At 69.0% G+C, this 14,602-nt stretch carries 14 protein-coding genes and 1 pseudogene; 9 read left to right on the top strand and 6 right to left on the bottom strand.

Annotated features, from left to right (window positions below; genetic code table 11):
- Window positions 1-287 precede the first annotated feature (287 nt).
- The gene (locus OG496_RS00410; RefSeq protein ID WP_405969022.1) at window positions 288-1,037 is read right to left on the bottom strand and encodes a transposase family protein; all 750 of its coding nucleotides are present in this window, start codon (window positions 1,035-1,037) and stop codon (window positions 288-290) included.
- A 121-nt stretch (window positions 1,038-1,158) separates the two neighbouring features.
- Here OG496_RS00410 and OG496_RS00405 point away from each other — a divergent pair, with 121 nt between their 5' ends.
- The 3 genes from OG496_RS00405 (at window position 1,159) to OG496_RS00395 (ending at window position 6,674) form a co-directional block, all read left to right on the top strand.
- Window positions 1,159-1,383 (top strand): hypothetical protein, encoded by a 225-nt coding sequence (locus OG496_RS00405; RefSeq protein ID WP_405969025.1) that lies wholly within the window; start codon window positions 1,159-1,161, stop codon window positions 1,381-1,383.
- Window positions 1,384-2,106: 723 nt separating this feature from the next.
- Complete coding sequence (locus tag OG496_RS00400; RefSeq protein WP_405969024.1) at window positions 2,107-5,853, top strand: P-loop NTPase fold protein; 3,747 nt, start codon at window positions 2,107-2,109, stop codon at window positions 5,851-5,853.
- A 14-nt stretch (window positions 5,854-5,867) separates the two neighbouring features.
- A complete protein-coding gene (locus OG496_RS00395) occupies window positions 5,868-6,674 on the top strand; it encodes a YqcI/YcgG family protein (RefSeq protein WP_405969023.1) in 807 nt (268 codons plus the stop codon).
- Between the two features lie 71 nt (window positions 6,675-6,745).
- Here the strand turns inward: OG496_RS00395 and OG496_RS00390 are convergent.
- Window positions 6,746-7,044, bottom strand: a pseudogene (locus OG496_RS00390) (transposase); the annotation flags it as partial.
- Here OG496_RS00390 and OG496_RS00385 point away from each other — a divergent pair.
- From OG496_RS00385 to OG496_RS00370, 4 genes are all read left to right on the top strand, one after another.
- Window positions 7,027-7,671 carry a hypothetical protein gene (locus OG496_RS00385; RefSeq protein ID WP_405976890.1) on the top strand — a complete coding sequence of 215 codons (645 nt, stop codon included), beginning with the start codon at window positions 7,027-7,029 and terminating at the stop codon, window positions 7,669-7,671. The pseudogene OG496_RS00390 and the gene OG496_RS00385 overlap by 18 nt on opposite strands.
- 271 nt (window positions 7,672-7,942) lie before the next feature.
- On the top strand, window positions 7,943-8,692 hold the full coding sequence (locus tag OG496_RS00380; RefSeq protein WP_405969022.1) for a transposase family protein: 750 nt from the start codon (window positions 7,943-7,945) through the stop codon (window positions 8,690-8,692).
- 163 nt (window positions 8,693-8,855) lie between these two features.
- A complete protein-coding gene (locus tag OG496_RS00375) occupies window positions 8,856-10,109 on the top strand; it encodes an IS256 family transposase (RefSeq protein WP_405969021.1) in 1,254 nt (417 codons plus the stop codon).
- Window positions 10,110-10,200: 91 nt separating this feature from the next.
- Complete coding sequence (locus OG496_RS00370) at window positions 10,201-10,587, top strand: VOC family protein (RefSeq protein ID WP_405969020.1); 387 nt, start codon at window positions 10,201-10,203, stop codon at window positions 10,585-10,587.
- 405 nt (window positions 10,588-10,992) lie between these two features.
- Here the strand turns inward: OG496_RS00370 and OG496_RS00365 are convergent, their stop codons facing one another.
- The 4 genes from OG496_RS00365 to OG496_RS00350 are packed head-to-tail and all read right to left on the bottom strand — an operon-like array spanning window position 10,993 to window position 12,562.
- Window positions 10,993-11,292, bottom strand: coding sequence for a hypothetical protein (locus OG496_RS00365; protein WP_405969019.1), 300 nt, complete (start codon window positions 11,290-11,292; stop codon window positions 10,993-10,995).
- A gap of 2 nt (window positions 11,293-11,294) precedes the next feature.
- Complete coding sequence (locus OG496_RS00360) at window positions 11,295-11,924, bottom strand: transposase (protein ID WP_405969018.1); 630 nt, start codon at window positions 11,922-11,924, stop codon at window positions 11,295-11,297.
- A complete protein-coding gene (locus OG496_RS00355) occupies window positions 11,906-12,388 on the bottom strand; it encodes a winged helix-turn-helix domain-containing protein (protein ID WP_405969017.1) in 483 nt (160 codons plus the stop codon). Before OG496_RS00355 ends, OG496_RS00360 begins: the two co-directional genes overlap by 19 nt.
- A gap of 48 nt (window positions 12,389-12,436) precedes the next feature.
- Window positions 12,437-12,562 (bottom strand): hypothetical protein, encoded by a 126-nt coding sequence (locus OG496_RS00350; RefSeq protein WP_405969016.1) that lies wholly within the window; start codon window positions 12,560-12,562, stop codon window positions 12,437-12,439.
- 117 nt (window positions 12,563-12,679) lie between these two features.
- On the opposite strand from OG496_RS00350, the gene OG496_RS00345 reads away from it, so the two are divergent.
- Together OG496_RS00345 and OG496_RS00340 are read left to right on the top strand one after the other, a co-directional pair.
- Window positions 12,680-13,333, top strand: a complete 654-nt coding sequence (locus tag OG496_RS00345) for a response regulator transcription factor (protein ID WP_019065258.1) — start codon at window positions 12,680-12,682, stop codon at window positions 13,331-13,333.
- Window positions 13,324-14,592: a sensor histidine kinase gene (locus OG496_RS00340; protein WP_405969015.1), complete on the top strand. Its 1,269-nt coding sequence runs from the start codon at window positions 13,324-13,326 to the stop codon at window positions 14,590-14,592. The genes OG496_RS00345 and OG496_RS00340 overlap by 10 nt, the downstream gene beginning before the upstream one ends.
- Window positions 14,593-14,602: the final 10 nt, after the last annotated feature.

Below are 14,602 nucleotides of genomic sequence, written 5' to 3'. Positions count from 1 at the left end.
GCTGCCATTGAAGCGATTTCTAGACAGCTCCGGGCCACGGTCTGCGGTACAAACACGGTGTCTGGTCCAACGAAAAGGGTGGCCAAGGCTCGCAAACGATCAACGGTAGCCTGCGCCAATAGTGCGTATACTTTGTTTGCGTTCCTGGTCGGCCGTTCACCCCACGCGCCCGAGAACTGCTCTAGCTCGCTCTCCACGGCGGCTGGCGATTTGGGTAGAAATTCATACAGGTCATGCAACTCTCGCCCTGCGGCAATCACGTCGCATAGACCGACCAGTGAGCGTTTTCAGCGTTGCCTCTCCAGGGTGAGGACGGCTTTGGTGATGACGCTCATGCGGTTGGGGCTGATGCGGGATCTGCGGAAGATCTGCCAGGACTTCAGCCGTGCTATGCCTCGTTCGACGGGTGCCCGGGCCGCGGACAGGGCCCGGTTCTCGGTGCGCTCGGTGAGGGTGAGTTCACCGTTGGGTGGGCGGCGTTTGGCGGTGGTGACCCAGTCGCCCGCACCGATGTAGGCCATGTCGGCAAGGACCGGGATGCCCTGGCGCGCGCAGATCCGGAGGATCTTGTGGGCGCGGGCGGCCGTCAGATCGTGGGTCCGGCCCGGCAGTGCCGGCGACAGCCACAGAATCTCGCCGGCTGGGTCCGTGACGACCTGCACGTTCACCCCGTGCCGCTGGTGTTTCGAGGAGTAGTCGCCCATGCCGTCGCCGACGCGGTCGCACTCTGCGAGCGTGCCGTCCAGGAGGACGAAGTCCGGGTCGTGCGCGCGCAGCGTCTTCAGCAGGCCTGGCGCCTGCGCGGCGAGCAGACCGGTGACCGCGGTGACGTAGGCGTGGGCGGTGCCGACGGATATCCCGAAGCCCGCGGCGATACGGGCGAGGGTGTCGTGGCGCCGCAGGTACTCGAGTGCGACCAGCGCACGGCGGTGCGGCGGGAGTTTGCACCGCCGGTCACCCTCACGGGTGACGATGAGCATCGTGACCCACTCGACCAAGGCGTGGGGCAGGTCGAGTGCGGCAGGATACGGAACCAACAGGGCTCCTGTGCTGCTGAGTTGAGACGTCGAACACCTCCCTCAACGGCACGGGGGCCCTGTCCGTTGCGCACCCTGGCCTTCACACTGCCCGGTCACTCGATCAGTAGCCACGCTGAAAATGCTCAATGACCGGCGCCAGCGAGGAACAGCCGACGCCGCACCCCTGCGTATCGACGGCGAACGGGGCGACTGGGACGCGATCGAGGAACTCTGGATCGCCGGCGAGCTCACCGACACCGGGTTCGAGGACCACTTCATCGGCGACGTCATCGAGCAGGACATCGGCGCAGGCACCGACGGATGGGAGTTCGACGGCAGCAGCTACTCGGTGGAACTCAGGTAACACGCCAGAGGGGAACCTGCGTATGAGTAGCAGCCTTGACAGCCCGGGGTACCGCTGATCATCGTGCGCGGAGAGGCAGCCGCGAACGCCTGGCGTCGTGTGCCCGATCTCCTTGAAGCCGCGGGCGCAAGGTCGGGGGAGGTGTAGCGCCTCCCGACGGTGATCGAGGCCGGTGCCGTGGAAGGGGCCCATGTCGAAGTCACTGTCGGCCGGTATCCAGGGGGCGGCATCCGCTCGGCGAACGGCAGAGGCCAAGGTCGACTCCGCAGGGCGCAGGGGCAGGTTCCCTTCGAACCACCGGGTTCCGCCGGCCGTGGCCGGCGGCGTTCCCTGCCGGGGCGGTGGTGTCAGCGACTGTCGTGCTGCAGCCGGGGCAGCACGCCACCGGTACCGAGGTCTGCGACGCTCCCTGTGCGGAGGGCGGCTCGACCACGAGATCCACGCCGGGCAGCCCGCGCTGATGACGGTCATCGTCCCCAGCTGAGCACTCGCCCGAGGGCCACTCGAACGTTCAACGGCGTGTGCCTTGCTTCCACGACCAACACCTGACGTCGGCAGGGCCGTGAATCGTGTCCAGCTGTCATGCATCGTCCTGACGGCGGCGGGGGACAAACCTACCCAAGGGCGTGTGCTCATCGGGGGGTTGGTTTGTCCGGCAGCGACGGGACGACGCGCACGGCGAACAGAGTGTCCGAGCCGTGGCTGCCTGCGCAGTCCGGCGGCATGGCAGTGCTGCAGGCGTGGGACGACAGCGAGGGCGGCACATGGCTGGCGTCCGGCGGGGCCGACGGGACGATCCGGCTGTGGGACGCCGACACCCTGGAGCAGCGGGAGCCGGCCTTGCTCGGGCATGTCGGTGCCGTGCTGGCTCTGACGGCCTGGCCGGCGGGAGCGGGCACCAGGGTGGCTTCGGCGGGTGAGGATTCGACGATTCGGGTGTGGGATCCAAACGGTCCGACGCTGCTCCGGGAGTTGCCCGGTCACATCGGGTGGGTGGAGGGCCTGGCCCACTGGGCCGGGCCGGACGGGTCAAGGCGCCTGGCGTCGGCGGGGGCCGACGGGGCCGTGCGGGTGTGGGACACGGAGTCGGGCCGGCTGCTGAGGACTCTGACGATGGTGAACAGGGCCGCCGTCTGGGCGCTGGCCGCTTGGGAGGGCCCGGACGGGATCAGGCTGGCAGCGGGGGGCGACGGCGGCAGCGTGCAGGTGTGGGACCCCGGCACCGGCCGTACGGTCGGCGCACCGCTGCCCGCTCGGCACGAGGTCGTCTGGACGCTCACCCCATGGCGTACTGCGCAAGGAGAGGTGCGGCTGGCATCGAGCGGTACGGACGGCACGATCCACATCTGGGATCCGCAGACGGGCGAGCTGACGGCACGGCTGGACGGTCACACGGGTTGGGTCGCGGCGGTTGCCGTGTGCGCTGCCGACGACGGGGTCCTGCTGGCCTCGGCCAGCAGCGACGGCACGACCAGGGTGTGGGATCCGGAGAGCGCGCGGGCGGTGGGCAACCCGATCCGCGCACACTCCGAGTCGGTTCCGATGCTGGCTGCTTGGCGGGCCCCGGACGGCGGCACGAGGCTGGCGTGCGGGGCGGAGGGCGGGGCGATCCAGGTCTGGGACGCCCGCACCGGGGAACGACTGGGGCGGACGGCGGCCGGGCACACCGCAGCGCTGTGGACACTGAGCAGTTGGCCGGACCCGGGCGGCACCCGTGTCGCCGCGGGCGGCGACAACGCCTCGCTCAGGATCTGGAACTCGGTCAGCGGCACGGAGACCTCTCCCGTGCTGCAGGGGCATACAGCGGCCGTGTGGGCCCTGGCGCACTGGACTGCGCCCGACGGCGACCGCCTCGCGTCGGCGGGTGACGACGCCACGGTCAGGATCTGGGATGTCGAGACGGCCACCCCCGTGGGCCGGCCCCTGACCGGCCACGCCGGTTGGATCCCGGCGCTGACCGCCTGGACGACCGAAGACGGCTCCCGTCGGCTGGCCTCTGGCGGAGTGGACGCAACCATACGCATCTGGGACGTGGACGCCGGCAGCGAGATCGCCGTACTGGCGGACAACGGCGCCTGGGTGATGAGCCTGGCCACCTGGTCGGCACCCGACGGCGGCAGACGCCTGGCAGCCGGCCTGTTCGACGGCACGATCCGGATATGGGACCCGGACGCCCGGGTCGCGGCCGGGCCAGTGCTGACCGGCCACGACGGCTGCGTCCGCACACTTGTTGCGTGGTCGGGCCCGGACGGGCAACCCCGCCTCGCCTCGGGTGGCTTCGACGGCACCGTACGGATCTGGGATCCCGTTACGGGCAGGGCGCTGGGCCCGCCGCTCACCGGTCACGGAGGCCGGGTCGCGTCGCTCGCCGTTTGGACGGACCGGCACGGCGGCCGCCGCTTGGCCTCGGCCGGCGGCGACGACGGGCTAATCATGAGATGGGACCCGGAGACCGGCACCGCCGTGGGCCCGCCATTGCGCGGTCATGGGGTGGGGGTGTGGACCCTGAGCGCCTGGACGGAACCCGGCGCGGGGCCCAGGCTCGCCTCCAGCGGCTACGAGGGGGCCGTCCGGCTCTGGGACCCGGAGGAGGGCACCGCCCTGCGCACCATCGAGGTCGGCCCGGTCACGACCTGGGGCATCTCCGACGCGCCGGCCGACCAGGACCTCCTGAACCGGCAGGTCCTCGCCGACGCGATCGCCGATCAAGTCGGCCGCTCCGACGACGGCTGGCAGGCTGGCCCGGCGGTGGTCAGCGTGGAGGGGCCGTGGGGGTGCGGCAAGAGCACCCTGATGCAACTCGTACGCGCCAAGCTCCGCTCGGACCACCTGCAGCCGCCGGCCGCAACCGGTCTCCGCCCGGCGCAGCCCCTCACGATCCGTGAGGCGTTACGCCTGTGCAGCCGCGGTTCCTCCTCTGTCCTGCCCCCAGCTGCCGGCGATGCAGCACCGGCAGCCCGGGGCGGGACGGTTAGCGGACGTGGGGTGCTGACCGCATGGTTCAACCCCTGGGTACATCAGTCAGGGGAGCAGGTCTGGGCCGGATTCGCCCATGTCGTGATCGAGGCGGCGGCCGAGGCGCTCTACCCCACCGAGGCCGCGCGTGAGCGCTACTGGTTCCGGCGCAACGTGCAGCGCGTCGACCGTTTCGCCCTGCGGTCGGCGCTCAGGCGCCGCATGATCTCGCCCGTCTTCGGCCTCGTCCTCCTCGCCACCGCCGCCCAGGTGACGATCACCTTCGCGGCGCTCAATCAGCCCGTCCATCTCTTCGGGAAGTCCGTCGGCACCGCGGCCACAGCCGTGTGGATCACCCTGGCGATCCTGCTGGCGGGCTCGGCGCACACCGCCGTCCGCTTCCAGTGGGGACAGGCTTCGCGGTATCTGCCCGCCGAACTCTTCCGGCGTCCGGTCACCGAACCGCTGACTCTCGCGGGTGTCACCACGGGCGATGTACTGCAGGACCCTCTGCGCAGGGCCCAGGCCGGTGCGCTCTACGTGCACCAGCACGACCTGGGCGACATCCTGGACGATCTGGCGGACGCCGGGTACGGACTGGTCGTCTTCGTCGATGACATCGACCGCTGCCAGGCGCATACGACCACAGAGGTTTTCGAGGCGGTCAACCTCTTCCTCTCCGGACTCGTCTCGGCCCGTAAGACACGCGTCCGGTTCGTGCTCGGCCTGGACCCCGCCGTGGTGGCGGGCCAGCTGACCGTGGCGCAGAACGGCGACCAGGACACGGGCTGGGCCTTTCTGCGCAAACTCATCCACTTGCCCATCACCGTGCCCCATATCGGCGACGCAGGCATCGAGCGTTTTGTGGATGTGGCAACGGGTGCGGCCATGACACGGGAACCCCCTGCTGCCGGACCTCGGACAGGCCTGGCGCTGCCGGACTCGCACCCGGCCACAGACCCGTCCCCGACGCCGGGCACGGCATCCGCGCCCACCGCGGCGGGCACCGGCGCCGGCACGGGGCCGGTACGTTCCCCGGCCATGCCGGATCAGAACTCCCCAGAACCGGTGACCGTGGTGGCCTGGCGGACCATGGAGCAGCACCCGGACGTCCACGCCATGTTCGTGGAACGGCTGGCCGGGCAGCGGTACCGTTCCCTGAGGGAGGCCAAACGCCTGTTCAATGTCTGGCAGCTCTACGAACGCGTCCTGGCCGCTACCGCGCCGCTCAGTGAATCGGCGGCAGCCATCGCAAGGGCCCGGTGTCTCGTCGTCCTGGCCGAGATCATCACCCGCTGGCCCGCGCTGCTGCGCGTCCTGCACCAGCGCTACGAGGGGGGGTCCGGTTTCCGCGTCCTCGCGGACGCGGCCGACGACGACACACAGTGGCGGCTGGGCACGCAATCACTGGGACTGGACGCGACCGAGGCCCGACCCGCCTTGGCGGATCTACGGTATTTGCTGCGCACCTACGACGGAGTGGGTGTTGCCGAACTGGCCGACCGTTTGCTGTAGCTGGGGAGTGGCTGATGACGCGAGCGGGACTGTGGAGCGGCGCAGACCTCACGCGGACCTACCCGGCCGGTGGCGGGCCAGGAGCCTCAGCCGCTGATCGACGACCCGCCTGGCTTGCGCGAACGCACCAGCAGTTCGCCGCCGCCTTGACGGGCTCGCCGGCCTACCCCTGTCCGTTCGGTACACAGGCGCAGAAACGGCACGAGAACTGGTTCGCCGCCCTCGACAGCGCGGAAGGCACCCAGGAGATGCGAGAGCTGGCCCGGAACATCCGGACCTTCCGTGACCTGTCGCAGGCCAGTCGGGCCCGGCAGTCCCTGATCGTCTTCGTGGGCCCGCCAGAGCCGGAACGGGACCCTGTCCCCGGCTCCGATCCCACTCTTGACCACGACCACGCCCGCTTCTGGAACATCCTCAGCGCATTGAGCGAATGCGATCCCGATCCATGGCCCGCAGACCACCCGCATGACATGCGCCACCCTGACTGGCAGTGGTGCTTCGCCGGTGAGCCGTGGTTCGTCTTTGCTGCCAGCCCTGCCAACCGTGCTCGCCGCAGCCGCCGCCTCTCCGATTGCCTCACCCTGGTGTTGCAGACGATGAACGTGTTTGAGGGACTGATCGAGCAGGAGCGCACCTGGCTGAGCACGAAGGAACGGATCAGAGCACAACTGCGCCAGTACGACGCCGTACCCCCGCACCCCCACCTGGGCCACCCCGCCGAACCACCTGAATACCGCTGGCGACACGCCCTGCTCCCTGATGACCAAAGCATCCGGGACCCGGCAGCGTGCCCCTTTCGTCCTCCCGCAAGGCCGGGATGAGGCCGCCGGCCCTGTAGAGCTCATGGCGGCGAGCGGCACAAACCGGTGGGCGGAACCCTGCCGGAGCCGGAGAAGGAGATCCGCAGGCGGCGGAAGCCGTGCAGCCACGCGAAACTCCTCTCCACGCCCCAACGGTAGTGCTGCGGCGGGCGATCGCGGGCATGATGCCGCGGGCGCGGACCTGGGCGCGGTAGATGTCGTGGTCGTAGCCGCAGTCGGCGAAGAGCGAGCCAGGTTTGCGGCGGGGCCGACCGGCCCGGCCGCGGATCGGCGGGATCGCATCGAGCAGGGAAAGCAGCGGGGTGACGTCGTTGCGGTCGCCACCTGTCAGCAGGACCGCGAGCGGGGTGCCGTGGCCGTCGACGATCAGACATCTGGGGAACTCGACGTGCTCGTGCAGCATGTCGACCCGGCCACCCAGTCGCATCTCGGCGCGGCGCTTGCCGAGGCGGTCCAGAGCCGGCCCGCCGCCGTCGCCCAGGTCGTGGACGGCTCCCTCGTCGGCGCCCTGCCGATGGCCCTGCTCTTCTTCGCCGGTTCACATGTCGCGCCCCAACTGATCACACGGTTCGGGCTGGCAGCGCTGTCCGCCGGCGCCGTTGTCCAACTCGCCGGACTGGCCTCGCTGGTGACGGTCGTCGTCGGAAGGTGGCCGCACGTCAGCCTCTGGGCGATGGCCCTGCCACTCGCTCTGGTCGGTGCCGGACAGTCGATGCTGTTCGCCGGCCTATTCCGCAGCGTCCTCGCCACCGTCCCCACACACCTGGCCGGCATCGGCAGCGGCGTTCTGATCACCTTGCAGCAGAGCGGACTGGCTCTCGGCGTGGCCACCCTCGGCACTCTCTACCTGGCCCTGGCGCCGGACAACATCGCCCACGCCTTCGCCGGAGTCGAATACGTCCAGATGGGCATCGTCGCCCTCCTTGCGGTCGGCGCCGCCGCCCTGCCGCGCCTCACCAAGGCCACGTCGGCCGCCACTCCGATCATCGATGCCTGAACCCTCCGTGTCGGTGCCGAGGGGCATGTCGCCCAGGGTGACGGCGGCCGCCGAACCGGAGCTGGAGCCGTCGGAGATCTTCTTGGGGCGCAGTGCGTTGGCGACAGGGCCGTGGGCGGTGCCTCTATGTCTTTCGTCAAGACTGAGCATTTTCAGCGTGGCTACTGATCGAGTGACCGGGCAGTGTGAAGGCCAGGGTGCGCAACGGACAGGGCCCCCGTGCCGTTGAGGGAGGTGTTCGACGTCTCAACTCAGCAGCACAGGAGCCCTGTTGGTTCCGTATCCTGCCGCACTCGACCTGCCCCACGCCTTGGTCGAGTGGGTCACGATGCTCATCGTCACCCGTGAGGGTGACCGGCGGTGCAAACTCCCGCCGCACCGCCGTGCGCTGGTCGCACTCGAGTACCTGCGGCGCCACGACACCCTCGCCCGTATCGCCGCGGGCTTCGGGATATCCGTCGGCACCGCCCACGCCTACGTCACCGCGGTCACCGGTCTGCTCGCCGCGCAGGCGCCAGGCCTGCTGAAGACGCTGCGCGCGCACGACCCGGACTTCGTCCTCCTGGACGGCACGCTCGCAGAGTGCGACCGCGTCGGCGACGGCATGGGCGACTACTCCTCGAAACACCAGCGGCACGGGGTGAACGTGCAGGTCGTCACGGACCCAGCCGGCGAGATTCTGTGGCTGTCGCCGGCACTGCCGGGCCGGACCCACGATCTGACGGCCGCCCGCGCCCACAAGATCCTCCGGATCTGCGCGCGCCAGGGCATCCCGGTCCTTGCCGACATGGCCTACATCGGTGCGGGCGACTGGGTCACCACCGCCAAACGCCGCCCACCCAACGGTGAACTCACCCTCACCGAGCGCACCGAGAACCGGGCCCTGTCCGCGGCCCGGGCACCCGTCGAACGAGGCATAGCACGGCTGAAGTCCTGGCAGATCTTCCGCAGATCCCGCATCAGCCCCAACCGCATGAGCGTCATCACCAAAGCCGTCCTCACCCTGGAGAGGCAACGCTGAAAACGCTCAGTGAGTGAGAGAGGTCTCGCCAAGGATCTTTGAGCAATGCTCAGGACCTGTGGATCGGGCTCGGGTTGGGCGCGACGGGCGTACCTTCCCGAGTGATCGATTGAAGGTCACCGAGTAGGCCCGCGTTCGCAGCGCGGGTCGGGAAGGCACGCCCATGCTCAGCGTAGTCAATGCCGATGGCAGCACCCCGGACGGCTCCCTGATCGACGAGATCGTCCGCGCAGGGGCGAGGCGGATGCTCGCCGCCGCCCTGGAAGCCGAAGTTGACGCCTATATAGCCGAGTTGGCTGATCAGCGCGACGACAACGGGCGCCGTCTCGTGGTGCGCAACGGCTACCACCAGCCGAGGTCGGTGACCACGGCCGCAGGGGCGGTGCAGGTGAAGGCTCCGCGGGTGAACGACAAGCGCGTCGACGAGAGCACCGGGCAGAAAAAGAGGTTCGCGTCCGCCATCCTGCCGCCCTGGGCACGGAAGTCCCCGAAGATCAGCGAGGTGCTGCCGCTGCTCTATCTGCACGGCCTGTCCTCCGGCGACTTCGTCCCCGCGCTGGAGCAGTTTCTGGGCAGCTCGGCCGGGCTGTCGCCGGCCACCGTCACCCGCCTCACGGCCCAGTGGCAGGCCGACCACAAGGCGTTCGGCGAGCGTGACCTGGCCGGATCCGACTATGTCTACGTCTGGGCCGACGGCATCCACCTGCGTATCCGGCTCGCGGAGGCGAAGTCCTGCGTCCTGGTCCTGATGGGCGTGCGCGCGGACGGTACCAAGGAGCTGATCGCGATGGCCGACGGCTACCGCGAATCGGCCGAGTCCTGGGCCGACCTGCTGCGCGATGCCGCCCGGCGCGGGATGCGTGCCCCGGTCCTGGCTGTCGGCGACGGCGCGCTCGGCTTCTGGAAGGCCCTCGCGGAAGTCTTCCCCGAAGCCCGGCACCAAAGGTGCTGGGTTCACAAAACGGCCAATGTCGTCAACGCCCTGCCGAAGTCAGCGCAGCCCGGCGCCCGCAAGGCTCTGCAGGACATCTACAACGCCGAAGACCGCGAGCGCGCGGTCAAGGCGGTCACCGCCTTCGAGAACGCCTATGGCGCGAAGTGGCCCAAGGCGGTGAAGAAGATCACCGACGACGTCGAGGAGCTGCTGGCGTTCTACGACTTCCCCGCCGAGCACTGGATCCACCTGCGCACGACCAACCCGATCGAGTCGACGTTCGCGACGGTTCGGCTGCGGACCAAGGTCACCCGGGGAGCCGGCAGCGCGGCCGCCGCCCTCGCGATGGTCTTCAAGCTCGTCGAGTCCGCCCAGGCTCGCTGGCGGGCCGTGAACGCACCTCACCTTGTCGCCCTCGTCCGGGCTGGAGCCCGATTCGAACGCGGCCACCTGCTCGAACGCCCCGAACTCAGCGCCGCCTGAGCCATCTCAACTGATCTGCCACTCTTGACAGTTAGTTCACCAGTAGCTCGCCTCACCCTCTCTGACGTCATCCGTTCCCGAAGGGAGTCCTGTGGCATCCATCAAGGACATCGTCTTCGACAGCCCTCATCCGGCTTCGGCCGCCCGATTCTGGGCGCAGGCCCTGGACGACTACGAAATCGCGCCATACGACGAGGAAGAACTGGCTCGGCTGCGTTCCATGGGCATCAGCGACCCGGAGGACGACCCCACGGTCCTGCTCGTTGGCACTGATGGCAGGTTGCCCCGCATCTTCTTTCAACTGGTGCCAGAGGGCAAGCAGGTCAAGAACCGGGTCCATCTCGACCTGAGCTCAACCGATGCAGTCGCAGAAGCCAAGCGGCTGTGTGCGCTGGGGGCGACGGTCCATGCCGAGCGCGAGGAATGGATCACGATGCAGGATCCCGACGGCAACGAGTTCTGCCTGATGCGCTCGTGAGCGAAGCCGGCTCCCGGCCATGAGGAGCAGCGGGCTTCGGGTGTACGCCTTGAGGCCCGCTGCCATGGCACCACCGACGGCGGGAGCGCCGCCGCCCCGCGGCCATGGTCGTCAAACGTCTCACCGCTCTCGTGGCGTGATCGATTTCAACTGATCCACAGGAATTGACAATTACTCAGGATCTTTGGACACATTGGCACTTTAGAGGAATGAATCTGTGCCGACATTTTCTCACGGCTTCGCCTGAATCAACGTACTCGACCGTGCGTCGTGGACGACGACTTGTGGGATCTGATCGAGCCGCTGCTACCGCCCTGGCCTGAGCGGTTGCCAGGGCCGTGACCGGTGCCGGACCGGCGTCTGCCGCAGCGAAGGTCTACCGGGAACTCAGGGAAATCGTGGGGGCTATTCGGAGGCTTCCTCGTACTGAATGGCAGCAGGCTTGCGGAGCCTCTGCGCCTGATCCTTCTCAGTGGCGTGAAGCATCTTCTCAATCTCCGCCCGGTGCTCTGGATTCGTGGCGTCCTTCACCATCCTCTTAAGCTCCTTGACGTACTTCCTGTACTGCGAGTCAACAAGTCGACTGTCGATCCGGTTGAGGAGTGCGGCAAAGACAATGGGCAGGAATAGCACCGAGACAGGTGATGACCAGATGCAGGTCTTGCCCGACCACGTCGCGGGCCCAAGATTATAGCCGACCGTCACAATTACTGAGCTCGTCGGGTTGTTGTCGGGTGGTGGGTGAGGGTGAGTCCGGTGCCGGCGAGGCAGCCGTCGATGAGGTCGGGTCGGAGCTGGATATGGCGCAGGCCCCGGCGGAGGGTGCGTTCGAGGTGCTCGTCGTCGGTGAAGGCGGTGTTGGCCAGCGGGCCGCGCCGTAACAGCGACCAGATGCCCTCCACCGGATTCAAGTCCGGTGCGTAGGAGGGAAGTTGCACGATGGTGAGCCAGTCATGTGCGGCCGCGTACTCCCGCATCCCGGCGGCCCGGTGGACGTTGAGATTGTCCCAGATCAAGACGATGGGGGCCTTGAGTTGGATGTGGGCGCGGACGACCAGGTCGCGGTAGTCACGCCCGGAGAAGCTGTCGCGTCCGGTGCCCTTGTGCTTGCGGTGGCGGCGCGGCCGGTAGATCAGCCGGGACGCCTCGCCCGGCCGGTAACAGCACATTGCAGTGATCGACCAGCGGCGCCAGGACCGGCCCCGCACCCGCAACACCGGCGCGTGCCCACGCCGGCCCCAGGTGCGGGCCCGCGGCGGAGTCTTCGAGAACCCGGCCTCGTCCTCGAAGACCACAAAGGCCCCCAGCGGCGCCGCAGTCATTCCGCCTGCGGCCACACATCCTTCTTCCACAACCCGACCGCACGCTCGTCGCGTTCCAGTGCCCGGCGCGCGGGAGACTGCCAGGACCAGTCGTGACGGTGCAGCAGCCGCCATACCGCCGCCATCGAGCAGTCGATGCGGAACTTGAAGGCGATCAGGACTCTGATCCGTGCCAGAGTCCACCGCTGGTCCTCCCAGCCGTGCTCGGCGGGTCCGCGGGCCAACTCCTTCTCCAACTCGGCGAACTGGCCGTCGGACAGCCTGGGCAGTTTCGGCGGCCCAGCGGTGGCAAGGGCGTCCAGGCCGCCCTCCCGCCAGGCATGCCGCCAGCGCTCCACCGACCGCTCACTCACCCGCAGATCCCTCGCGATCACCGCGGTCCGCTCGCCGAGGGCGAACCGCTCGCCCGCCTCGTACCGGACCCGTTCCCGAAACTGTCGTCGCTCGGCGGTCAACCCGCCGCCCTGCGTGTACCGCATACCACCGGCCTACCGCAGGGATCAGCACCCGACAACAACCCGAAGAGCTCAGTAGGTAGGCAACAGTGCCACGCTCGCCTGCGGGAATTCCTTGAGGATCAGCCCGCTCACCCGGGCGAAGAGCGGGCGGTGACCCGGCGGAATCGCGTCGATGTACTCCTGCATACGGTCCATGTCCCATGGTGGTCCTCCCGCGGCAGCCCCCGCTGCGGTTCGGCCGGTCGTGCCCGAGCGTCGCGTGGCTGATCGGGGCAGATGGAGAACTGGAACGTGAGTATCTAGGGTCAGCACGTGGCTTTCATCATGGTGTGCGAAGACGACGCGGCGGTGCGCGGCATCCTCAAGCGTGCCCTGGAGCACGACGGCCACACCGTCTCCGTCGCCGCCACGGCCGACAGCCTGCTGCGGCAGCTCGCACCGGCGCCCCAACTGGTCGTCCTGGATCTCGGGTTGCCGGACGCCGACGGTCGCGATGTCTGCCTGGCCCTGCGGGCTCGCGGCGTCGACGTGCCGGTGTTGATGCTCACCGCCTTGGACGGCCTGCATCACAAGGTGGGCGGCTTCGAGGCCGGCGCCGACGACTACATGACCAAACCCTTCGACATCCCGGAACTGCTGGTCCGTGTCCGGGCGCTGCTGCGCCGGGCCACCGTGGCGTCCGCACCGCACGAGGTCGTCCTCGATCCGGCGAAGCACGTGGTGACCTACGATGCGGTGAGCATGAGCCTGACCCCGACCGAGTTCCGGCTACTGGGCCGCCTGATCGCCTCGCAGGGCGACGCGGTACGCCGCCACGCCCTCGTCGCCGCCGGCTGGCCGCACGGGGCCCAGGTCAGCGACAACACCCTCGACTCCTATGTGCGCCGACTGCGGACCAAGCTCGGTCCGCTGGGTGTGGCCGAGCGGCTGGCGACCGTCCGCGGCGTGGGCTATCGATGGCAGTGACGGGATTCCGCCGAAGCGTCGTCGCGCTCACCGTGCTGATCGCCACCGCAGTGGTCGCGATCCTGGTGGTGGCTTCGCACGTGCTGCTGAGCAGGGTGACGGATGCCGACGCGCACGATCTGGCCCGTACGCGCGCCGAGGCCGTCGCGGCGAACGTCAGCGCCAAGGGCGGCCGTGTCGTGCTCACGGAGAACGGCAGCGAGGCGCTGGACGAGGTCGCCTGGGTGTATGCCGATGGCCGTCTTATCGACGGGGACGTGCCGCCGAGCGTGGTCGGGCGCGTCGAGGAGCTGGCGGACTCGGGGCGATCGCAGACCGCGACCGTCGGCGACTACCTCCTGTTCGCGCGGCCGGTTCCGGCCGGCGGCCACCACGTCATGGTGATCGTCCGGGTGGATCTCACGCCCTACGAGACGTCCGAGCAACGCAGCCTGACCTTGTCGCTGATTCTGGGCGGCCTTACGATCCTCCTCGCCGGCGGTGTCGCGCACCTCGTGGTGCACCGCGCGCTGCGGGTCGTGCACGAGATGGCCGCCCTCGCCGACGACTGGGGCCATCACGAGCCCGGGCGCCGTTTCAACCTCGGAGTCCCCCGTGACGAGTTCGGGGAACTGGGACAGACCCTGGATCGCCTCCTGGAGCGGGTTGACAACGCGCTGGCGGACGAGCGCCGGCTCACCGACGAGATCGCCCACGAGCTGCGGACACCGCTCACGGTCCTGCGAGGCGAGGCGCAGCTGGCGCAGCTGTCCGGTGAGCCAGTGGTGCCGGAGGTGGTGCTGAGCGAGGTCGACCGCCTCAATGCGGCGATCACGACGATATTGCGCGCAGCGCGCGCACGGACGGAGGAGGGGACCCGGTGTGATCTGCGCTCCGCCGCGCGGCAGGCGATCGGCAGCCGCGCGGTCGAGGTCGCCTTCCCGGCGAAGGTCGAGGTGGCTTTGGCGCCCGACGTCGCTGTGTCGCTGCTGTCACCCCTGCTGGAGAACAGCCTGCGGCATGCGAAGTCCCGTGTGTGGATCACCGCGCGCAGCCAGGGCGAGGCCATCGTGGTGGATGTCCTGGACGACGGCCCAGGGTTCGATCCCGCTGAGGTCGACCGGGTCTTCGAAGCGGGCGTGACCGGCGGCGGCGGGTACGGGCTGGGGCTGCCGGTGGTCCGGCGTATCGCTGCCTCGGCCGGTGTGGAGGTCCGGGCGATCGCGGACGGCCGCGGTCACGTCCAGGTGACACTCCCGGCCGCGAAGGCGGCCACGTAGTCAGGTTGCT

The organism is Streptomyces sp. NBC_00988 (assembly GCF_045162645.1).
Classification (GTDB): Bacteria; Actinomycetota; Actinomycetes; order Streptomycetales; family Streptomycetaceae; genus Streptomyces.
Note: the sequence above shows the minus strand (reverse complement) of the source record. Positions and strands in the feature narration are given on the sequence as shown.

Bases quoted from the DNA above. Each gene is read 5' to 3' on its own strand.
- OG496_RS00400 (WP_405969024.1), top strand. From the start codon at position 2,107: ATGGCAGTGCTGCAGGCGTGGGACGACAGCGAGGGCGGCACATGGCTG.
- OG496_RS00395 (WP_405969023.1), top strand. From the start codon at position 5,868: ATGACGCGAGCGGGACTGTGGAGCGGCGCAGACCTCACGCGGACCTAC.
- OG496_RS00355 (WP_405969017.1), bottom strand. From the start codon at position 12,388: ATGCGGTACACGCAGGGCGGCGGGTTGACCGCCGAGCGACGACAGTTT.
- OG496_RS00340 (WP_405969015.1), top strand. From the start codon at position 13,324: ATGGCAGTGACGGGATTCCGCCGAAGCGTCGTCGCGCTCACCGTGCTG.
- OG496_RS00375 (WP_405969021.1), top strand. From the start codon at position 8,856: ATGCTCAGCGTAGTCAATGCCGATGGCAGCACCCCGGACGGCTCCCTG.
- OG496_RS00350 (WP_405969016.1), bottom strand. From the start codon at position 12,562: ATGGACCGTATGCAGGAGTACATCGACGCGATTCCGCCGGGTCACCGC.
- OG496_RS00405 (WP_405969025.1), top strand. From the start codon at position 1,159: ATGCTCAATGACCGGCGCCAGCGAGGAACAGCCGACGCCGCACCCCTG.